17 protein-coding genes and 1 pseudogene are annotated in these 19,655 nt (G+C 67.7%); 12 read left to right on the forward strand and 6 right to left on the reverse strand.

Features of this window, described 5'->3' with window-relative positions; genetic code table 11:
- Positions 1-78: 78 nt before the first annotated feature.
- The 3 genes and pseudogenes from CAL13_RS21705 to CAL13_RS11710 all read left to right on the forward strand — a co-directional run.
- Positions 79-768: pseudogene (locus CAL13_RS21705) on the forward strand (cytochrome c oxidase assembly protein); the annotation flags it as partial.
- 117 nt (positions 769-885) lie between these two features.
- Positions 886-2,241, forward strand: coding sequence for a c-type cytochrome (locus CAL13_RS21710; RefSeq protein WP_420042447.1), 1,356 nt, complete (start codon positions 886-888; stop codon positions 2,239-2,241).
- 65 nt (positions 2,242-2,306) lie between these two features.
- Positions 2,307-3,635, forward strand: a complete 1,329-nt coding sequence (locus CAL13_RS11710) for a cation:proton antiporter (protein WP_086072489.1) — start codon at positions 2,307-2,309, stop codon at positions 3,633-3,635.
- A gap of 9 nt (positions 3,636-3,644) precedes the next feature.
- On the opposite strand, the gene tcuB is transcribed toward CAL13_RS11710, so the two are convergent.
- The 3 genes from tcuB to CAL13_RS11725 form a co-directional block, all read right to left on the reverse strand.
- Positions 3,645-4,793, reverse strand: a complete 1,149-nt coding sequence (gene tcuB / locus CAL13_RS11715; protein WP_232467837.1) for a tricarballylate utilization 4Fe-4S protein TcuB — start codon at positions 4,791-4,793, stop codon at positions 3,645-3,647.
- An 88-nt stretch (positions 4,794-4,881) separates the two neighbouring features.
- The gene (tcuA, locus tag CAL13_RS11720; RefSeq protein ID WP_086057551.1) at positions 4,882-6,306 is read right to left on the reverse strand and encodes an FAD-dependent tricarballylate dehydrogenase TcuA; all 1,425 of its coding nucleotides are present in this window, start codon (positions 6,304-6,306) and stop codon (positions 4,882-4,884) included.
- An 81-nt stretch (positions 6,307-6,387) separates the two neighbouring features.
- Positions 6,388-7,308, reverse strand: a complete 921-nt coding sequence (locus CAL13_RS11725; protein WP_086073620.1) for a LysR family transcriptional regulator — start codon at positions 7,306-7,308, stop codon at positions 6,388-6,390.
- A gap of 337 nt (positions 7,309-7,645) precedes the next feature.
- Here CAL13_RS11725 and CAL13_RS11730 point away from each other — a divergent pair, with 337 nt between their 5' ends.
- From CAL13_RS11730 to CAL13_RS11765, 8 genes are all read left to right on the forward strand, one after another.
- Entirely contained in the window at positions 7,646-9,103 is a 1,458-nt protein-coding gene (locus CAL13_RS11730; protein ID WP_420042393.1) for an aldehyde dehydrogenase family protein, read from the forward strand.
- 12 nt (positions 9,104-9,115) lie between these two features.
- Entirely contained in the window at positions 9,116-10,138 is a 1,023-nt protein-coding gene (locus CAL13_RS11735; protein ID WP_086072491.1) for a Bug family tripartite tricarboxylate transporter substrate binding protein, read from the forward strand.
- Between the two features lie 145 nt (positions 10,139-10,283).
- On the forward strand, positions 10,284-11,264 hold the full coding sequence (locus tag CAL13_RS11740) for a Bug family tripartite tricarboxylate transporter substrate binding protein (protein WP_086072492.1): 981 nt from the start codon (positions 10,284-10,286) through the stop codon (positions 11,262-11,264).
- 18 nt (positions 11,265-11,282) lie between these two features.
- Positions 11,283-12,446: an iron-containing alcohol dehydrogenase gene (locus CAL13_RS11745; RefSeq protein ID WP_232467649.1), complete on the forward strand. Its 1,164-nt coding sequence runs from the start codon at positions 11,283-11,285 to the stop codon at positions 12,444-12,446.
- Positions 12,447-12,570: 124 nt separating this feature from the next.
- Positions 12,571-13,638, forward strand: coding sequence for a LacI family DNA-binding transcriptional regulator (locus tag CAL13_RS11750; protein ID WP_086072493.1), 1,068 nt, complete (start codon positions 12,571-12,573; stop codon positions 13,636-13,638).
- Between the two features lie 169 nt (positions 13,639-13,807).
- Positions 13,808-14,782, forward strand: a complete 975-nt coding sequence (locus tag CAL13_RS11755; protein ID WP_086073622.1) for a TRAP transporter substrate-binding protein — start codon at positions 13,808-13,810, stop codon at positions 14,780-14,782.
- Between the two features lie 2 nt (positions 14,783-14,784).
- Positions 14,785-15,285, forward strand: coding sequence for a TRAP transporter small permease (locus tag CAL13_RS11760; RefSeq protein ID WP_086072494.1), 501 nt, complete (start codon positions 14,785-14,787; stop codon positions 15,283-15,285).
- Complete coding sequence (locus CAL13_RS11765) at positions 15,278-16,579, forward strand: TRAP transporter large permease (RefSeq protein WP_086072495.1); 1,302 nt, start codon at positions 15,278-15,280, stop codon at positions 16,577-16,579. The genes CAL13_RS11760 and CAL13_RS11765 overlap by 8 nt, the downstream gene beginning before the upstream one ends.
- 30 nt (positions 16,580-16,609) lie before the next feature.
- Here the strand turns inward: CAL13_RS11765 and CAL13_RS11770 are convergent, their stop codons facing one another.
- Positions 16,610-17,092 carry a secondary thiamine-phosphate synthase enzyme YjbQ gene (locus tag CAL13_RS11770; RefSeq protein WP_232467650.1) on the reverse strand — a complete coding sequence of 161 codons (483 nt, stop codon included), beginning with the start codon at positions 17,090-17,092 and terminating at the stop codon, positions 16,610-16,612.
- 173 nt (positions 17,093-17,265) lie between these two features.
- Between CAL13_RS11770 and CAL13_RS11775 the strand changes: the two genes are divergently transcribed.
- The gene (locus CAL13_RS11775) at positions 17,266-17,745 is read left to right on the forward strand and encodes a VOC family protein (protein ID WP_086072497.1); all 480 of its coding nucleotides are present in this window, start codon (positions 17,266-17,268) and stop codon (positions 17,743-17,745) included.
- Between the two features lie 164 nt (positions 17,746-17,909).
- On the opposite strand, the gene CAL13_RS11780 is transcribed toward CAL13_RS11775, so the two are convergent.
- Entirely contained in the window at positions 17,910-18,455 is a 546-nt protein-coding gene (locus tag CAL13_RS11780) for a GAF domain-containing protein (protein WP_086072498.1), read from the reverse strand.
- 110 nt (positions 18,456-18,565) lie between these two features.
- The gene (locus CAL13_RS11785) at positions 18,566-19,537 is read right to left on the reverse strand and encodes a Bug family tripartite tricarboxylate transporter substrate binding protein (protein WP_086057559.1); all 972 of its coding nucleotides are present in this window, start codon (positions 19,535-19,537) and stop codon (positions 18,566-18,568) included.
- Between the last annotated feature and the right edge of the window lie 118 nt (positions 19,538-19,655).

Consider the following 19,655-nt stretch of genomic DNA (forward strand, 5'->3'; position numbering starts at 1 on the left):
AACGCGCACGTCGCCTCGCCTGACGCATCGGGCTTGCCGGACCTGGGGCTGACGCCGGAACCCTGGGTCGTCGCGCCCATGCTGCTCAGCCTGGCGCTGTACCTGACCGGCTACCGGCGCCTGCAGGCAAGACGGACGGCAGGCGATTTGGAGGCGCGCCGCGGCCGGTTCCGGCAATTGATGGCGTTCCTGTGCGGCTGGGCGGCGCTGGCGATTGCGCTGCTGTCCCCGCTCGACACGCTGGGCAACGTGCTTTTCTCCGCCCACATGGTGCAACACGAAATGCTGATGATCGTGGCAGCGCCGCTGCTGGTCATGAGCCGCCCCCTGGCCGTGTGGCTGTGGGCGTTCCCGCACGCCTGGCGCCGGCCCGTCGCGCATGCGTGGCGCTGGGCGCCGCTGCTGCGCCTGTGGCATGTGCTCACCGGCGCGATCGCCGCATGGATGCTGCACGCCGCCGCGCTGTGGCTGTGGCACGTCCCGCGCTTCTTCCAGGCCGCCCTGGCGGATCCGGCGCTGCACGCCTGGCAGCACTTCAGTTTCCTGGCGACGGCGCTGCTGTTCTGGTGGCCGATCTTCGGCACGCCGCGCCGCGGCGCCCCGGGCGCCTACGCGATGCTGTCGCTGTTCACCACCATGGTCCATACCGGCGCCCTGGGCGCGCTGCTGACGCTGGCGCCCGGGCTCTGGTATCCCGCCTACCTGGAGCCGGCGTCGGCGCTGGGCATCGACGCCTTGCGCGACCAGCAGCTGGGAGGACTGGTGATGTGGGTGCCCGGCGGCGCGGCCTACCTGATCGGAGGGCTGTTCGTCGCCTGGCGCTGGCTGTCGCGGCCCGCGCTGCCGGCGGCACACCCGCTGGCGCCGGCGCTGGCCATCGGCGCTGTGCTGGCGCTATGTCTGCCGCATGGCGACGCGAAAGCGGAGGCATCGCGCGCCAGCCCGGACGCGCAGGCGGCCTCGGATGCGACGCCTGCCGGCGGCAAGCAGCGCGCCGATGTTGCGCGGCCCGCCGATGCGCCGCCCGCCGAGGCCGGCTCCTTGATTGCCCGAGGCGCCTATGTCGCGGCCGCGGCCGATTGCTACGGGTGCCACACGAACCCCAAGGGCGGCGCCCCCTACGCCGGCGGCCGCGAGCTGTGGTCGCCATTCGGCACCATTGTCACGACCAACATCACGCCGGACCGCGACCACGGCATCGGCGCGTACGGCTACGACGATTTCGCCCGCGCCCTGCGCGAAGGGGTGGCCCGCGGCAAACCGCTCTACCCGGCCATGCCCTACACCGGCTTCGCGAAGATGAGCGAAGAGGACATGCGCGCCCTCTATGCCTACATGATGCAGGGCGTAAAACCCGTCGCCATATCGCCGCCGCCGACGAAAGTGCCCTTCCCCTTCAACCAGCGCTGGATGCTGCGGCTGTGGCAGGCGGCGTTCGTGCCGGACCGGGTCTACCAGCCCCGGCCCGACCGGGACGCCCAGTGGAACCGGGGCGCCTATCTTGTGCAGGCCCTGGGCCATTGCGGCGCCTGTCACACGCCGCGCGGCCCAGCCTTCCAGGAACGCGGCGACGACGAATCCTCGCGTCACTTCCTGACCGGCGGCGTGAACGACCATTGGTTCGCGCCCAACCTGAACAGCGGCATGGGGTCGGGTCTGGGCCGGGTCAGCGTGGACGAACTGGTTTCCTTCATGAAGACCGGCCACGCCAACGGCAACATGGCCTTCGGCAGCATGGTGGAAACCATCGAGACCAGTCTGCAGCATTTGAACGAAGACGATTTGCGCGCCATCGCGGTATACCTGAAGAGCCTGCCGCCGAACGCGGATTCCGGACGCTTCCATCCGGACCGGCAGAACGTCACGGAGGCCACCGCTGACCAGGGCAACCGCACGATGGATGTCGAGTCGGTAGGCGCATCGGTCTACAAGAGCTTCTGCGCCAAATGCCATCAGGCCGACGGCATGGGCATTCCCGGCGTTTATCCGAGGCTCGCAGGCAACCCCAGCGTGCTGGCGAAGGACAAGACCGGCCTGATGCGGATCATCATGGAAGGCGGCCACAGCGCGCGCACGGAAACCGGCCCCGCGCCGCAGCAGATGCCGCCCTTCGACACGATCCTGACCGACGCGCAGATCGCCCAGGTCCTGACCTACGTGCGAAGTTCCTGGGGCAACGATGCGCCGCCGGCCTCGGGCACAGAGGTCGGCAACTTGCGCAAGGCATTGAAGAAGCAATGAAGCGGCGATATGCGCTGGAAGGTGTATGCGAATGAAGGGAGCAAGCCAATGACGGGAGGACGCGAATGACGGGATCGGAAACGACGGAGGCCGTTTGGTACATGCTGGTCGGGGTCCTGCTGATTGCCGTCGCGCTGGCGCGCAGCGTGATCGCGCGGCTGCCCATGACCGGCGCGATGATCTACCTGGTCGTCGGATTCGTGATCGGCCCTGCCGGCTTCGGGCTGCTCGATGTCAGCATCCACGAGAATACCCGCGTGCTCCGGGTGATCACCGAGACCGGCCTGATCGTTTCCCTGTTCGCCATCGGCCTGCACCTGCGCGCGCCGCTCGAAAACAATCTGTGGTCGCCGCCCTTCCGGCTGGCTTTGCCCGCCATGTTCATCACCATCGCGATCATGGCCGTCGCCGCCCATGTCGGTCTGGGATTCAGCGTGGGCGCCGCCCTGCTGCTGGGCGCGGCGCTGGCGCCCACCGATCCCGTACTGGCCAGCGAACTGCGTCCGCGCGAGGCCGGCGACGACGACCCGCTGCGATTCTCGCTGTCCGGAGAAGGCGGCGCCAACGATGGCGCGGCCTATCCCTTCGCCCTGCTGGGTGTCCTGCTATGCCTGCGCGACACGCAGGCGCTGTCGCACCCCTTGCTGCTCACGGCGCAACTGGTCTGGGGCGTGGTGGCGGCCGTGGGTATCGGCTGGGGCATGGGCACCCTGACGGAGACCCTGGTTGCGAAGCTGCGCATCCGTTACGCCAAGGCCATGGGTTTCGAAGGCTTTCTGGCGCTGGGCCTGATGGCGGCGTGCTATGGCGTGACCATCCTGGTGCACGGCTACGGCTTCCTTGCCGTGTTCTGCGCGGGCGTGGCATTGCGCCGGCGCGAAATGCGCGCCACCGGCGAGGAAAAACCGCGCGAAGCGCTGCGCGACGTATCGCATGGCGAACGCCGCGCGGCGGCAAAGGACCCCAACCTGGCCCATGCCTATCTGGCCGAATCGATGATGGCGTTCTCGGTGGAGATGGAACGCATCGTGGAACTGGCGCTGATGCTGCTGATCGGGGCGGTGATCTCGGCCCATTGGCGCGAACTGCTGGGGTGGGCGCCGCTGGCCATGATGCTGCTGCTGTTCTTCGTGGCCCGCCCGCTGGCCGTGTATGCCGCGATGGCGGGCACCGGAACGCGGTGGCGCCAGCGGCTGGTGTCAGCATGGCTAGGGTTTCGTGGCGTGGGCACGTTCTACTACCTGTTGTTCGCGCTGGAACGCGCGCCCGAACAGGCGCGCGCCCTGATGCCCATCGCGCTTGGCGTTCTCGTCGCGTCGGTGTTCGTGCACGGCGTGTCGGCGTCGCCCGTACTCAACTGGTACTACGCGCGCCGACCGCCCGCGCCCGAATAGCGCTTCCGGTCAGTCCGAACCCAGTTGCAGCGAGTTCGGCTGCCGCTTCTCGATGTTCCACTTCAGCAGGGCCGCGCTGCGGTAGATGCCGTGCGCGAACTTGCTGTACGGCAGGGTCAGGAACAGCGCCATCACCGTCCCCAGGTGCACGGACAGCAGCAGGCCCATGGCGCCCGTATCGCGGCCGGCCAGCAGCGCCAGGCCCGTCAGCGAAATCAGGAACAGCAGCACGATGAAGCCGCGGTCCATGGGCCGCTGCGCGGCATCCCCCTGCAGCGGATGGCGCCGCAGGTTCAGCCACAGCAGGCCCGCCGGGCCGATCAGTAAGCCGATACCCCCCAGCGTCCCCAGCACGACCGGCACGCTGAAGAACGGATACGGCGCGTGATAGTCGAGCAGGTAGTGGTACAGCGTGGCCACGCAGGTGGCCGCGAAACAGAGCATGAAGCCGTAGAACGTGAAGTGGTGGAACCGGCGCCGCGCCAGCGTAAACGCATCGTCCGATTCGTTGCAGCCCTTGCCATGGCCGCCGTCCAGATAGCGCAGCCGCAAGGCATCGTGCGCCGCCTCCGCCGCCGCGGGGCCGGTCGCCTGCCCGCCCGACACATTGCGCCAGAACCGGGTGACGCCGATGCCCAGCGCCAGGATGGCGAACAGGAAAACGACGCCGAACATCAGGGCCAGCGTGTTGTGCGGGAAGATGGCGTAGAAGTTGCCCGCCAGCGGCTGGTGCAGCAACGAGCCGGCCGACATCATGGCCAGGACCAGGAAGAACGCCAGCGCGGCGGCCGTCGCCAGCGACAGCGTCAAACCGTTGCGCTTGTACAGCGCGCCCAGCGCCGCGGGCCACGCGTAATCGGTATAGGTCTGCACCCGCACCTTGGCCATGGCTTGCGGTACGTTGACGGCGAACTCGTGCGGCGGCGCGTACTGGCAGGCATGCAGACAGGCGCCGCAGTTGTGGCACAGGTTCGCCAAATAGTTGACGTCCGCCTTGCCGAACTCCAAGCGCCGCGTCATCGCGGGGAAAACCGCGCAAAAACCTTCGCAATAGCGGCAGGCATTGCATATCTGCATGATGCGCGCCACTTCGGCTTCGTTTTCGGTGGTGGGCGCGTGCGCGCCATGGCGCACGAACTTCACCGACGTTTCCTTCATGGAGGTATGACCCTCGGCCGTACGGGCCGGGGTGACCGGGACGTCGGGCGTCACGCCGTTCATGGCGCTGGCCTGCTCGACGAGGGCTTCAAGCTGTTTCAAGGGCAGCTCCCATAGACGAATTCTTTCCTGAGGCCAGCGCGTAGCGCGCGGCCTGCGTACCGGCGATGCGGCCGAATGCGGTGCCGATCGACATGCCGACGCCCGCCGTGTATCCCTTGCCCAGCACGTTGCCCGCCATCATTTCGCCGGCTACGTACAGGTTGTCGCTGGGCACGCCGCCGAAATGCACGGCAGCCTGGTCGTTCACCTTCAGGCCCAGGTAGGTGAAGGTGATGCCCGGGCGCAACGGATAGCCGAAGAACGGCGCGCGCTCGATGGGGCGCGCCCAGTGCGTCTTGGCCGGCGCAATCCCTTCGGTGTGGCAATCGTCCAGCTTGGTGTGGTCGAAGGTGCCGACACGGCAGGCCGCGTTGTATTCGCGCATGGTCCGCATGAAGCGTTCTTCGTCCAGGCCCAGCTTGCGCGCCAGCTCTTCCAGCGTATCGGCCTGCGTGCCCGGAAACACCGGCGGCATGAAGCGGCCCACCGCCTTGGCATCGATGATCGAATAGGCGATCTGCCCGGGCTGTCCCGCCACCAGCCGGCCCCAGATCGCATAGCGCTTGGGCCAGAAGTCTTCGCCTTCATCGTAGAAGCGTTCCGCATCGCGGTTGACCACCACGCCCAGCGACACGCAATCGATGCGGGTGCAAATGCCGCCGTCGTACAGGGGCGCGCGCGCGTCGATGGCCACGCAATGCGACTGCGACGGATCGCCGATGATGTCGGCGCCCTCATTCATCATGAACTTCAGCAGCACGCCCTTGTTGAAGCGCGTGCCGCGGATCAGGAAGTTGTCCGCCGGCCATTCGCCGCGCTCGTTCTGCCCCCAGGCCTCGCGCAGCCACTCGCGATTCGATTCGAAACCGCCGGCGGCCAGCACGCAGGCTTTCGCTTCGATGCGCTCGTTGCCCACGAAGGCGGCGACGAAGCGGCCGTTGCGCAACTCCAGGCGCTCGACCGGCGCCTCGTAGCGCACCTGCACGCCCAGCGCTTCGGCGCTGCGGTAATAGGCATTGACCAGCGCCTTGCCGCCGCCCATGAAGAAGGCGTTGGTGCGGGCCACGTGCAGCGCGCCCGACAGCGGCGGCTGGAAGTTCACGCCATGGCGGCGCATCCAGTCGCGACAGGACGACGACGCGCGGATGGTCAGGCGCGCCAGGTGTTCGTTCGTCAGGCCGCCCGTTACCTTCAACAGGTCCTGCCAATACTCTTCTTCCGGATACGCGTCGACCAGCACATCCTGCGGCGCGTCGTGCATGCAGCGCAGATTGCGCGTGTGCTGCGAATTGCCCCCGCGCCATGCCTTCGGCGCGGCTTCCAGCAGCAGAACGCTGGCGCCGGCCTCGCGGGCCATCAGCGCAGCGCAAAGGGCGGCGTTGCCGCCGCCGATAACCAATACATCCCACATGGCTTGTCAGCCCTCCTTGGACAGGTGCGGACTGTAGACCAGACGGCGTCGCGCCGTAAGGGCATTCCCTTCAACGGGTATTCACATTTTCTGAAGGCGTGCGCCGGGCCAGCCACCCTCTTCCACCAGCGCCCGCACGACGTCGCCCAGAACGACCCGAGCCGCGAGGCCCGCAGGAGACAACTCGTCTTCAGGCAAACTGACGAGGAGGTTCTTGCGATGCAGATCCGGCTCCGCCAGCCAGATGCGCCCCAGCGCCGGGTCGGCGGCCAGCGCCGCGCCCGGCTGGATCGTCGCGACATGCCCAACCCGCACCATCGCCATCAAGGTCGCCAGCCCATCGACCTCGGCGGCGATGTTCGGCTCGGCCCCGATGCGCGAAAACGCGGCGTCCACAAGATTGCGCAGGCCGTGCGCGGCGCTGGGCAGCACCAGCGGCACGCCTGCGATGTCCCGCAGACTGGCGGTCTCCGCGGCGGGCCACCGCGGCGTGGTCGGCTGCCCGATCAGCACCAGTTGTTCGTCCAGCAGCGGCCGCACGGTCCAGCGCTGGGCGGCGTCCGTATGGAAGACGATGGCCAGGTCGAGCTGCCGGGCATTGAGCATGGCGGCCAGATGCCCGGACAGGCTTTCCGTCATGCGCAGCCGCACGTCGGGATAGCGTTCCTGCATTGCGTGGATGAAGCGCGGCGCGAGCACCGTAGCGGTGGTGGACGCCAGCCCCACGCTGACCTGTCCCGTCAGGCGGGCTTCGCGGGCGGCCATGGCCGCCGCGTCGGCATGGCGGATGGCGAGCTGCGCCTGGCGCAGAAAGGCGCGGCCGGCATCGGTCGGCACCACGCCGGTCGACGTGCGCTGCAGCAGACGCGTCGCCAATTCGCCCTCCAGGCGGCTGATCTGCTGGCTGAGCGCCGAGGTGACCACGCCCAGCTCTGCGGCCGCGCGCCCCATGCTGCCCAGTTCCACGATCCGCGCGAAGGCGCGCAATTGCCGCAATTCCATCGAAAGTCCGCGTTCGATTTCCAGAAAACGAATTGTGGCATGCGCCGCGCCCGACTTCAGTTCCGCTGAAGAGGTGTTGAGCCGAAGGCCCTTACGGAAGCCCGCCGCCGCCACTACCATGCCGCCAATAATAACGTTTCATCACGAGACACGCGCCGCTGCCGCCCCCTGTTTTCGGGAAAAGCATGAAAGGAGCCGGCTACACGGATGGCATTGTTCCCGGCCATGTGCTTCCAGCGGTAGTCGCGAGCCGACGACGAAAACATCACCATCGCCATCTAGAAATAACGTTTCACCGAAAGTTCACTGTATCAACCGCCGATCGGACCCATATCCCATGAACGCATCGACCGCTTCCCTACTGCCGCCTGGGGCCATGCCTGCCACGGGCACGCTCATCGACGGCAACTGGCTGGACAGCCCGCGCCGCTTTCCGGTGCTGGACAAGTACACGGGCCAGACCATCGCGCAGGTGTGCGAGGCCACGCGCGAGCAGGTCGCCGACGCGATCCGCGTCGCCAGCGCCGCTGCCCGCCGCGGCGCCCCGGCGCCGCATGAACGCGCCCGCGTGCTGCGCCAAGCCGCCGCGCTGATCGAATCCCGCCGCGAACATTTCGTCCAGGTGATGGCGGCCGAGGCGGGCTTCACGCTGGCCGACGCCAACGGCGAAGTGGACCGCGCCATGGTCACCCTGAACCTGTCGGCCGAGGAAGCGGTGCGGCTGGTCGGCGAAATGGTTCCCTTTGCCGCCAGCCCCGGCGCCGAAAAGCGGTTGGGCTTCACGCAGCGCTTTCCGGTGGGCGTGGTGTGCGCCATCACGCCGTTCAACTCGCCCCTGAACACGGTGCTGCACAAGGTCGCGCCGGCTTACGCCGCCGGCAACGCCGTCGTGCTCAAGCCGTCCGCCTTTACGCCGCTGACCGCTGCGCTGCTGGGCGAAGTGCTGCTGGCGGCCGGCATGCCACCCGCCTTCCTGGCCATTACGCAAGGCGAAGGCGACAGCGTGGGCGGCTGGCTGCTGGAGGAACAGGACATCGCCTTCTATACCTTCACGGGCAGCACGCGCGTGGGCCGCATCATCCAGCAGGCCGCCGGGCTGCGCCGCACCCAGATGGAGCTGGGCAGCATCGCGAGCACCATCGTTTGCGAAGACGCCGACCTGGCGCGCGCCATTCCGAAGATCGCCAACGCCGGCCTGCGCAAGGCCGGTCAGGTCTGCACGTCCGTGCAGCGCCTGTACGTGCATCGCTCCCTTGCCGAGGAGGTGACGCGGCGCCTGGTGGATTTCGCCGCCACGCTGCCGGCCGGCGACCCGCGCGATCCCGCCACCCGGGTGGGACCCCTGATCTCGGAACAATCGGCCATCCGCGCCGAAACCTGGATCCGCGAAGCGGTGGACGGCGGCGCGCGCCTGTTGTGCGGCGGCCGCCGCAGCGGCTCCGTCATCGAGCCCGCCATCCTGGCCGACGCGCCCGACGGCGGACGCGTGTGGTGCCAGGAAGCCTTCGCGCCGATGCTGGTCCTGCGGCCCTTCGACGACTTCGACGCCGCGCTGGCCAGCGCCAACGACACGCCGTTCGGCCTGTCGGCAGGCGTGTTCACGCAGGACATCGACCGCGCGCTGAAGGCGGCGCGCACGCTGCGTTTCGGCACGGTGCAGATCAACGAAACCTCCAGCGCCCGCTCCGACGTCATGCCCTTCGGCGGCGTGAAGGACAGCGGCTTCGGCAAGGAAGGCCCGGCCTACGCCATCCGCGAGATGACAGAAGAACGCCTGGTGATTTTCAACCCCTGATCGAGGACAACAATGAGAGAGGAGACTTTCCGACCCGGCCGGCGCCGGGCCGGCCACACCTGCGCCGCGCTGCTGCTGGGCCTGGCGCTGCCCGCGGCGGCATGGGCAGCCGGCGCCGCGGATACCGGCTTTCCACGCCGGCCGCTGACGCTGATCGTGCCGTTCGCCGCGGGCGGTCCCACCGACGTGCTGGCGCGCGTCGTCGCCGAAGGCATGTCCAAGGACCTGGGCCAGCCCATCGTCGTGGAGAACACTCCGGGGGCCGGCGGCACGGTGGGCAATGCGCGGGCGGCGCGCGCGGCGGGCGACGGCTATACGCTGCTGGTCGGAAACGTGGGCACGCTGGCCGCCAACGCAAGCCTGTACAAGCGTCTTTCGTACAACGTGCTCAGCGACTTCATTCCGCTGGGATCGATCGGCGACGCGCCGCAGGTGGTGTCGGCCCGAAAAGACTTTCCCGTGACGGGCCTGGACGACTTCGCGAAGTACGCCAAGGCCCACGGGCCGCAGATGAACTTCGGCGCGGCCGGTGTGGGCTCCGGGTCGTTCCTGGGCGGCATCCTGCTGAACGAACGCCTGGGCCTGAAGATCAACGCGGTCAACTATCGCGGCGCCGGCCAGGCGCTGAACGACGTGATGGCGGGCCACCTGGATTACATGGTCGACAGCAGCACGACATCGGTGGGCTATATCCAGTCGGGCATGGTGCGCGGCGTGGCCGTGTTGCGGCCGCAACGCATCAAGGCCCTGCCCGACGTGCCCGCCGCGGGTGAATCCGGCTATGCCGACCTGCGCTACGACATCTGGAACATGATGCTCGTGCCGCGCGGCACCCCGCCCGCCGTCGTGACGCGGCTGAACCGCGCCCTGCGCGCATCCATCGCCGACCCGTCCACGCAGGGCCGCCTGTCCGGCAGCGGCATCGAGGCCCCCGCCCCGGCCCAGCAAACGCCGGAAGGCGCCGCCGAACTGCTGAATGCCGAGGTGCGGCGCTGGGGCCCGGTGATCGGCAAGCTGGGCATCACGGTCGATTGACCATTTCCGGCAGGCGCGCACCGGCACCTGCCCGAAACCATCGGACGGGCGGGCGCCGGCGCGGCTTGCCGCGCTTGACGCCATCCTGCCATGCGGGCCGCCACCGGCCTGACGCACACCTATAAACAGAACGGAGATACCGGACATGAACAAGCACTTCTTCCCTCGCTTCGCCGCCGCCGCGGCCGCCGTCGGCGCGCTGGCCTGCGCGCCGGCCGCTCACGCGCAAACGTCCTGGCCCGAGCGCCCCATCACCCTGGTCGCGCCCTTCACGCCCGGCGGCACGACGGACATCGTCGCGCGAGCCATGGCGGCGCAATTGCAGAAGCAGCTGGGCCAGACCGTCGTCGTCGAGAACAAGCCGGGCGCGGGCGGCACCGTGGGCGCGGGCATCGTCGCGCGCGCCCGGCCGGACGGCTACACGCTGCTCCTGGGCAACGTGGGCCATACCGCGGCCAATGCCCTGTACAAGAATCTTTCCTACGATTTCGAGCGGGACCTGACGCAGATCACGACGGTGGCGAACGTGCCCAACGTGCTGGTCGTCGCCAAGTCCCTACCCGTGTCCAACGTGCGCGAACTGCTTGCCTACGCCAAAGCGCACCCCGGCGACATCAATTACGGATCCGCGGGCATCGGCAGCACGCAACATCTGTCGGCGGAACTGCTGCTGAAGCAAACCGGCATGCAGGCCGTGCACGTGCCCTTCAAGGGCGCCGCGCCGATGATGACCGACCTGATAGGCGGACGCCTGACGTTCGCGCTGGATTCGGCGGCCTCGGCCGCGTCGCAGATTGCCGGCGGCAGCGTCAAGCCCCTTGCCGTCACCAGCAAGCAGCGCACGCCCTTCCTGCCTGACGTGCCCACGCTCGATGAGTCCGGCGTGCCGGGCTACCAGATGACCACCTGGTACAGCCTGGCCGCGCCCAAGGGACTGCCCGAGGACATCAAACAGAAGATCTACCAGGCGGTCGTCGCCAGCATGAAGGACCCGGATCTGCAGAAGACGCTCGAAACCATGGCCGCCGAACCGGGCGGCATGCCGCCGGACCAGTTCGCCGCTTTCGTCCACCAGGAAACCGAGCGCTGGACGCGTCTGGCCGGTGGATGGGACCCCTCCAAGTAACCCCGACACGGATCTGTCATGCAAGCCACGGACATCAGTTCTTTCTTCTGCCCCACGCGTCTGTATATGGGTGTGGGCGCGCATCGCGAAATCGGCGGGCTGGTCCGCCGGCACGCCTGCAAGCGGCTGTTCATCGCCATGGACGGTGCGCTGCGCGACACCGAATTCGTCGCCGGCATACAGGCCATGCTGGCCGAGGCCAATGTCGAGAGCGCGATCTTTTCCGATATCGAGCCCGACCCCAGCGCCCACACCGTGGCGCGGGCCTTCGAGGCGTGCCAGGCGCATGGCGCCACCATGCTGCTGGCGATCGGCGGCGGCAGCACCATGGACGTCGCCAAGGCGGTGGGCATCCTGGCCACCAACGGCGGCCGCATCCACGACTACGAAGGCATCGAGAAATTTTCCACGCCGCCGTTGCCATTGATCGCCATTCCGACCACGGCGGGTACGGGCTCGGAGGTCTCCGGCTCGTGCGTCATCACGGACACCGACAAGAACCTGAAGATGTCGATTCGGCATGCCGCGCTGAATCCGGCTGCCTTCGCGATCCTGGACCCGCTGGCCCTGCGCACCGTGCCCGCGCACGTGGCCGCGCATTCCGGCATGGACGCCTTCGTGCATGCGTTCGAGTCGTACATCTCGCGCAAGGCCAACCTGGTCACGGACGCCATCAACCTTCAGGCCATCGGGCTGCTGGCCGCCAATATCCGGCCCTTCGTGGCAAACCGCGAGAACCTGGAGGCCGGCCTCAATATGCTGTGCGGATCCGCGCTGGCGGGCATCACCTTCGGCCAGACCGGCCTGGGCAATGTGCACTGCATGGCGCGCTTCGTGGGCGCGTTCTTCCATCTGTCGCACGGACTGTCCAACGCCCTTTGCCTGCCGCACGTGGCGCGCTTCAACCTGCCCGCCAATCCGGCGAAATTCGCGCGCATCGCCGCGGCGTTGGACCGGCCGACCCGCGGCCTGCCCGAAATGGACGCGGCTCACGCGGCCGTCGTGGCGATCGAGGCGCTGTGCCGGGACCTGGGCATACCGGCGCGTTTGCGCGACGCCGGCGTCACGCCGGAACGCTTCGACGAGATGGCGCGCTTGTGCACGGAAGCCGGCTACAACCGCTGGAACCCGCGGCATACGACCACGGCGGACTTCCGCGCCTTGTTCGAGCAGGCGTACTGATTCGCGCGGCAGGCAGACGTACCGGATCGGCCGGGGACAACGCCGATACAATACCGGGCCGCGGGCGGTGCGGACCGCATGCCGAGCGCCCGCACCGCCCCGCCCGCCGACCAGACGCCCTGCCATGACCGACCGACGCACCCCCAGGCCGACATCGCGCATCACCGTGCATGACGTGGCGCGCGCCGCCGGCGTGGCCATCGGCACGGTATCGCGCGTGGTCAACGGCGCGCCCAGCGTCACGGCCGAAGTGCGAGAACGCGTCGAGCGCGCCATCGCGCAACTGGGATGGACGCCCAGCGCCGCCGCGCAGGCCATGCGCGGCGCGCCCACCCGCATGGTCGGCTTCATTTTTTCCGACATCCGCAACCCGCTGTACGCGTCCATGATCAAGGGCGCGGAAGACATCCTGAGCGAGCACGGCTATATGCTGGTGGTCGCCAGCAGCAACGCCCAGCCGGACCGCGAAATCGCGCTGATCGATCTGTTCAAGCGCCGCCGCGCGGACGGCCTGCTTTTCGCGGTCGAAGAGGAATCCAATGCCGCCGTCCTGGCGCGCGTGCGCGCGGCCGGCTATCCCGTGGTGCTGCTGGAACGCGAAATGGGCGGCACGCTGGGCGCGGTGGGCGCCGCCCACTTGACCGGCACCCTGCAAGCGACCGAATACCTGATCGGCCTGGGTCACCGGCGCATCGCGATGATCAGCGGCGGCCGCAACAATCGCGTCGGTCGCGACCGGCTGGCGGGACTGATGCAGGCCCACCGGAACGCCGGCCTGCGCGTCGACCCGCAACTGCTGCGGCTGGACAGCTTCGCCTCCGAGTATGGCTTCCGTGAAGTCCAGCATCTGCTGGACATGGAGGATCCGCCCACGGCCATCCTCGCGCTGGGCATGCATCTGCTGCCGGGGGTGCTGCGCGGAATCCGCATCAAGCACCGCCGCATTCCCTCGGACGTGTCCCTGGTCGCCTCCAACGACAGCGAACTGGCGCAACTCGTCACCCCCGCCATTTCGGTCATCCGCTACGACGGCTACATGCTGGGCCGCGAGGCCGCACAACTGCTGCTGGCCCGCATGCGCGACGAAAGCGTTCCCGATGGCACCCGCATCGAGGTGCCGACGGAGTTCGTCATGCGCGAGTCCTGCGCGCCGCCGCGCGGCGCCGCCATGCCTGGCGGCGCGGGGCGCTGACTAGGAATTACCCCTAGACAGGCCGTTGGCGGCCGTTCCGGCGCCCTGCGCCCCCTTAGAATTGCGCGGGTCTTTCCTGCGCCGCCTCGACTTCGCCCGCCCCGCATCGCGGCGGCGCGCCGCCGGGCAAGGGCGCGAAAACATTGCCGATGAAACGAGGACAGCCTTCATGCTGAAGAAGATCGCATTGCTCGCGGGTGGTTTGGTCATAGCGGCCGGCGCCCAGGCCCAGACCAAGTGGGATCTGCCCACCGCGTATCCGCCCAGCAACTTCCACGTGGAGAACCTGAACCAGTTCGTCAAAGACGTCAGCACGCTTTCCAACGGCAAGCTGGCGATCACGGTCCACAACAACGCGTCGCTGTACAAGGCGCCCGAAATCAAGCGCGCCGTGCAGGGCAACCAGGCGCAGATCGGCGAGATCCTGCTCACGAACTTCGCCAACGAAGCGCCCGTCTACGCGCTGGATGGCCTGCCCTTCCTGGCCACCGGCTACGACGCCTCGTACAAGCTCTATCAGGCGCAGAAGCCTTTCCTGGAAAAGAAGCTGGCTTCGCAGAACATGATGCTGCTGTATGCGGTGGCATGGCCGCCGCAGGGCATCTTCGCCAACAAGGACCTGAAGACGGTCGGCGACATGAAAGGCCTGAAATGGCGCGCGTACAGCCCCGTGACGGCCCGCATCGCCGAACTGGTCGGCGCGCAGCCCATCACCGTGCAGCAGGCGGAGCTGGCGCAGGCCATGGCGACCGGCGTGATCGACTCGTACATGTCTTCCGCTTCCACCGGCTACGACACCAAGACCTACGAGTACATCAAGAAGTTCTACGACACCCAGGCCTGGCTGCCCAAGAACGCGGTCATCGTGAACAAGCGCGCCTTCGATGCGCTGGATCCGGCCACTCAGGACGCGCTGAAGAAGGCGGCCGCCCAGGCCGAGGAGCGCGGCTGGAAGATGTCGCAGGAAAAGAACAAGTGGTACCAGCAGGAGCTGACGAAGAACGGCATGCAGATCGTCGCGCCCACCGAAGATCTGAAGAACGGCCTGCAGAAAGTCGGCGAGCAGATGATCGCCGAATGGGTCAAAAGCGCCGGCGCCGATGGCCAGGCGATGATCGACGCCTACAAGAAGGCCGGAAACTAGCAATGCGGCGCTTTCTGGATGGGCTTTACGGCCTGGGCGCGGTGCTCGCCGCGGTCTGCACCGTCGGCGTGCTGGTCGCGGTGCTGGCCGGCATCGTCGCCCGCGAGATGGGCTGGAATATCCCGGGCACGGATGCCTACGCGGGCTACTTCATGGCCGCGGCGGGCTTCCTGTCCCTGGCCAGCACGTTCAAGCACGGCGAACACATACGCGTCACCCTGATCCTGAACTCGCTGGCGCCGGCGCGCGGACGGCGGCTGGATATCTTTGCGCTGGCGGTGGGCGTCGTGCTGTCCGCGGCCTTCGCCTGGTACAGCGTGAAGCTGGCGCACGACTCCTGGGACTACAACGACATCTCCACCGGCAACGACGCCACGCCCCTGTGGATTCCGCAGATCAGCATGGCCGTCGGCACGGTGTTCTTCTTCGTGGCGCTGGTCGATGAGCTGGTCCGCCGCATCCAGGGCCACGCGGCCCCTTCCTCGCAGCAAACCCATGAATGACATCGCGGTAATCACCCTGCTGATCCTGTCCATCTTCGCCCTGCTCGGCTGCGGCGTCTGGGTCGGCCTGACCTTGACCGGTACCGCATGGATCGCCATGGAGCTGTTTTCGAGCCGTCCGGCCGGCGACGCCATGGCGGTCACGGTGTGGGGCGCGGCCTCCAGCTGGACGCTGACCGCCCTGCCGCTGTTCCTCTGGATGGGCGAAATCCTGTTCCGCACGCGGCTGTCGGAGGACCTGTTCAAGGGCCTGGCGCCGTGGCTGGAGCGCCTGCCCGGCAGACTGCTGCACACCAACGTCATCGGTTGCGCCATCTTCGCCGCCGTATCGGGCTCGTCGGCCGCGACCTGCGCGACGGTGGGCAAGATGACGATTCCGGAACTGCGGCGCCGCGGCTATCCGGAAAAACAAGTGCTTGGCACCTTGTCGGGGGCCGGCACCCTGGGCCTGCTGATTCCGCCGTCCATCACGATGATCGTCTACGGCGTGGCCGCGGACGTTTCCATCGCCCATCTTTTCATTGCCGGCATCGTGCCGGGCATCCTGCTGGCCGGGCTGTTCATGGGCTACATCGCCTGGTGGGCCCTGCGCAACCCGCAGGCCGTGCCCGCGCCCGACCGCCGCATGCGCCTGACCGAAAAACTGCACGAGGCCCGGCATCTGATTCCGGTGGTGCTGCTGATCGCCGCCGTGCTGGGCTCCATCTACACCGGCATCGCCACGGCGACCGAAGCGGCGGCGGTGGGCGTGGTGGGGGCGCTGATCCTGTCGGGGCTGCAGGGCTCGCTGACGCGCGCCAGTTTCATCGACTCGCTGATGGGCGCCACCCGCCTGTACTGCATGATCGCGCTGATCCTGGCCGGCGCGCAGTTTCTGACGCTGGCCATGGGCTATATCGGCCTGCCGCGCCAGTTGGCGGAGTGGATCGGCGGGCTGGGGCTGACGCCCTTCTGGCTGATCATGGCGCTGATGGTGTTCTTCATCATCCTGGGCTGCTTCCTGGACGGCATTTCCATCGTCGTGCTGACCATGGGCGTGCTGCTGCCGACCGTGCAGGCCGCGCACATCGACCTGATCTGGTTCGGCATCTTCATCGTGCTGGTCGTCGAGATGGCGCAGATCACGCCGCCGGTGGGCTTCAACCTGTTCGTGCTGTCCGGCATGACGGGGCGCGAACTGCCCTATATCGCGCGGGCGTCGCTGCCGATGTTCGCGCTGATGGTCGTCGCCGTGTTGCTGCTTTACCTGGCGCCCGGTATCGCGACCTGGCTGCCGCAGCATATGCGGATGTAGGTTCCGGCGTGCCCCGCCCGCCGGAACCGCTTACCCGTTGCCGTTGTCCGGCGCCTGCGGCCCGTAGCCCGTCAGCGTCACGGTGACGATGCGCCGATGGGGCCGCTGCCGGTGCTCCCACAGATAAATGCCCTGCCATGTGCCCAGCGCCAGCTTCCCGGCGGCGATGGGCACGGTCAGGCTGACGCCGGTCAGCGCGGCGCGCACGTGGGCCGGCATGTCATCCGGGCCCTCTTCGTCGTGCCCGAACACGGGGTCGCCGTCCGGGACCAGCCGGGCGAAATAGCGTTCCAGATCGGCGCGCACCTGCGGGTCGGCATTCTCGGTGATCAGCAGGGAACAACTGGTGTGCTGGGTGAAAACATGCGCGATGCCCATCGTGATCCCGACGCTTCCCGCCAGCCGCCCGATTTGCTCCGTCAGCTCGATGAATCCGCGTCCCGGCGTGTCGATTTCCAGCTGATCCTGGGCGATGTGGCGCATGGGGAAAACGCGCGGCATGGCTCTTCTCATCGTTACTCCTGAGTCATCGTTCTTACGGGGTGGCGGTTTTATAAAGAACGCCGGCAGACAACTTCCGAAAGTGTAGCCCCGCTGTCGATTTGCGCCCTGCCCGCCCGTCGTGTGGCAGGCCCCGTTCCAAGCCGCGGTCCCGGGGCGCCGCCACCATCGAGAGGAATCGCACCATGCCAACACCCAGCTCCCACGCCATCCCGCCCGGCATGCACGCCCTGACGCCGCATCTGATCTGCAACGACGGGGCCGCCGCCATCGATTTCTACAAGCAGGCATTCGGCGCAACCGAAGAAGGCCGGATGATGGACCCGGAAGGCAAGCGCCTGATGCACGCCATGCTGCGGATAGGCGATTCGGCCCTGATGCTGGCCGACGCCTTTCCGCAATGCGGCAGCTTCGGTCCCCAGGCCGGACAGCCCTCTTCCGTCGTGATCCATCTCTATGTTGCCGACGTCGATGCGGTCATCGAGCGGGCCGTCGCCGCTGGCGCGAAAGTCATCATGCCGCCCAGCGACATGTTCTGGGGCGACCGCTACGGGCAGATCGAGGACCCGCAGGGACACCGCTGGTCCGTGGCGACGCACAAGTTCGACATGACCCCCGAAGAGATGAAGGAAGGCATGCAACGCATGATGAGCCAGCAGCGGTGACGCATTGCTGGGCGGCGCGGCGTCGCGCCGCCCGGGGTGGCGCGCCTGCCTGCCTGTCCGCCTGCCTGCCTGCAAAGCGAGCCCGCTGCACGACGGCTGCTTGCGGCGCGCCGTTGCTCGTGCAGCAAAGGCGAACGAGGCGCTGATCGCATCGATGGTCCGGGCTAGCGGGGGGAAAAGCCCGCCCTTTGCGCCATTGCCAGAAAGCCAGGCACCGCCATCAGGCCGGCCAGTTTGGCAAAGGCAACCTGACCGGCGCCGACGCGCTCGGCCGGCATCAGGAGATTCAACGTCCCGAGGCAGACATCGCCGGCGACCACGGGCACGTTGATCACGGACTTCAATCCCAGCGAAAGAATCGCCGCGTGGTCGTCGAAGGACTCGCGGATCGCCGCCTCGCCCTCTCCCACGTACACCTTCCTATCCAGCAAAACGTGCTGCCCCCAGCGCGTGCCTGCTTTCTGCTTGGAGCCGCCCGGCGGGTAAGAGACCGGGTCGGAGCTGTACAGCCGCACCACAGCGATGCGATCGGCGTCGAACCGGTTCACGGTGCAAAGCGTTTGTCCCAGGACCGGCCTGGCATAGGCGTCGATGGCCGCGAACAGGGCCACCGGATCCGTGGCGGCACAGGCCGCCACCACCGCGTCGATGCCTTGCAAAGGGGCATGCGCCAATGCGGGCGCGCCGGGTGACATGGATGGGTTTTGCATCGATTCCTCAAAAAAAACCGGGACCGGCATGCAGCCGGGCCCGGATATTGACGGTTCGGCCGCTGGGCGGCCGAACGCAGGAAGTGGCGCCTGGGGCTTGCGCGGCCGGCTTATTCGTCGGCCTTGATGCCCAGCTCGCGCACCAGCTTGCCGTACTTGTCGGCATCGCGGGCCAGCGTCTTGCCGAACTCCTCGGGCGTGGATTGCAACACCTGCACGCCCATGTCGTCCATCTGCTTCTTCACTTCCGGCAGGGCCAGGATGCGGTTGATCTCCTTGTTCAGCTTGTCGACGATGGCGGGGTCCATGCCGGCCGGGCCGAAAGCGCCGTACCACACCGCCAGCTCGTAGCCGGGCACCGTCTCGCCCACCGTGGGAACATCGGGCATCAACGGCGAACGCTTTTCCTCTGTGACGGCGAGCAGCTTCAGTTTGCCCGACTTCACGTGCGGCAGCGTCTGCGTGCCCGCGCTGAACAGCAGCTGGGTGCGGCCAGCCACGGTGTCCAGCACCGCAGGCGCGCCGCCGCGGTAGGGAATGTGCACCATCTGCACGCCGGTGGCCTTCTGGAACAGCGCGGCGCTGAGGTGGTTGGTCGAGCCTGCGCCCGCCGAAGCGTAGGCGATCTGGCCGGGATGCTCCTTCGCGTAGGCAATCAGTTCGGCCACGTTCTTGGCCGGCACGGAGGGGTTGACCACCATGGTGTTGGTGACCAGGGCCAGCTCGGCGATGGGGCTGAAGTCCTTCACGCCGTCGAACGGCATGGACGAATACAGCGCCTGGTTCATGGTGTGCGTGCTCATCGAGCCGATCAGCAGCGTGTAGCCGTCCGGCTTGGAACGCGCCACGTAGGCGGAACCGATGTTGCCGGAAGCGCCGGAGCGGTTTTCCACGATGACGGACTGGCCGAAGGACTGGCTCATGTGCTGCGCGAGCAGGCGGGCCAGGATGTCGGTGGAGCCGCCGGCGGCCCACGGCACGATCATCGTGATGGGCTTTTCCGGATAGGCCGCATGGCTGGCGGCGGGAAGCACGGCGAGCGCGACGGCAGCCGCGCCCAGGAAACGTCGTATCGATTTCATGAAGCAATCCCCATGGTTGAGTCGCGCGCGGTACGGTTGCAGCGCGCGGCGGATGAAAAAACAGCCTTGGCCCGCGAGCCTCAGCCACGACCGGGACGCGCCGCGCCGTTCCGCGCAA

It is taken from the genome of Bordetella genomosp. 9 (assembly GCF_002119725.1).
GTDB lineage: Bacteria > Pseudomonadota > Gammaproteobacteria > Burkholderiales > Burkholderiaceae_B > Bordetella_C.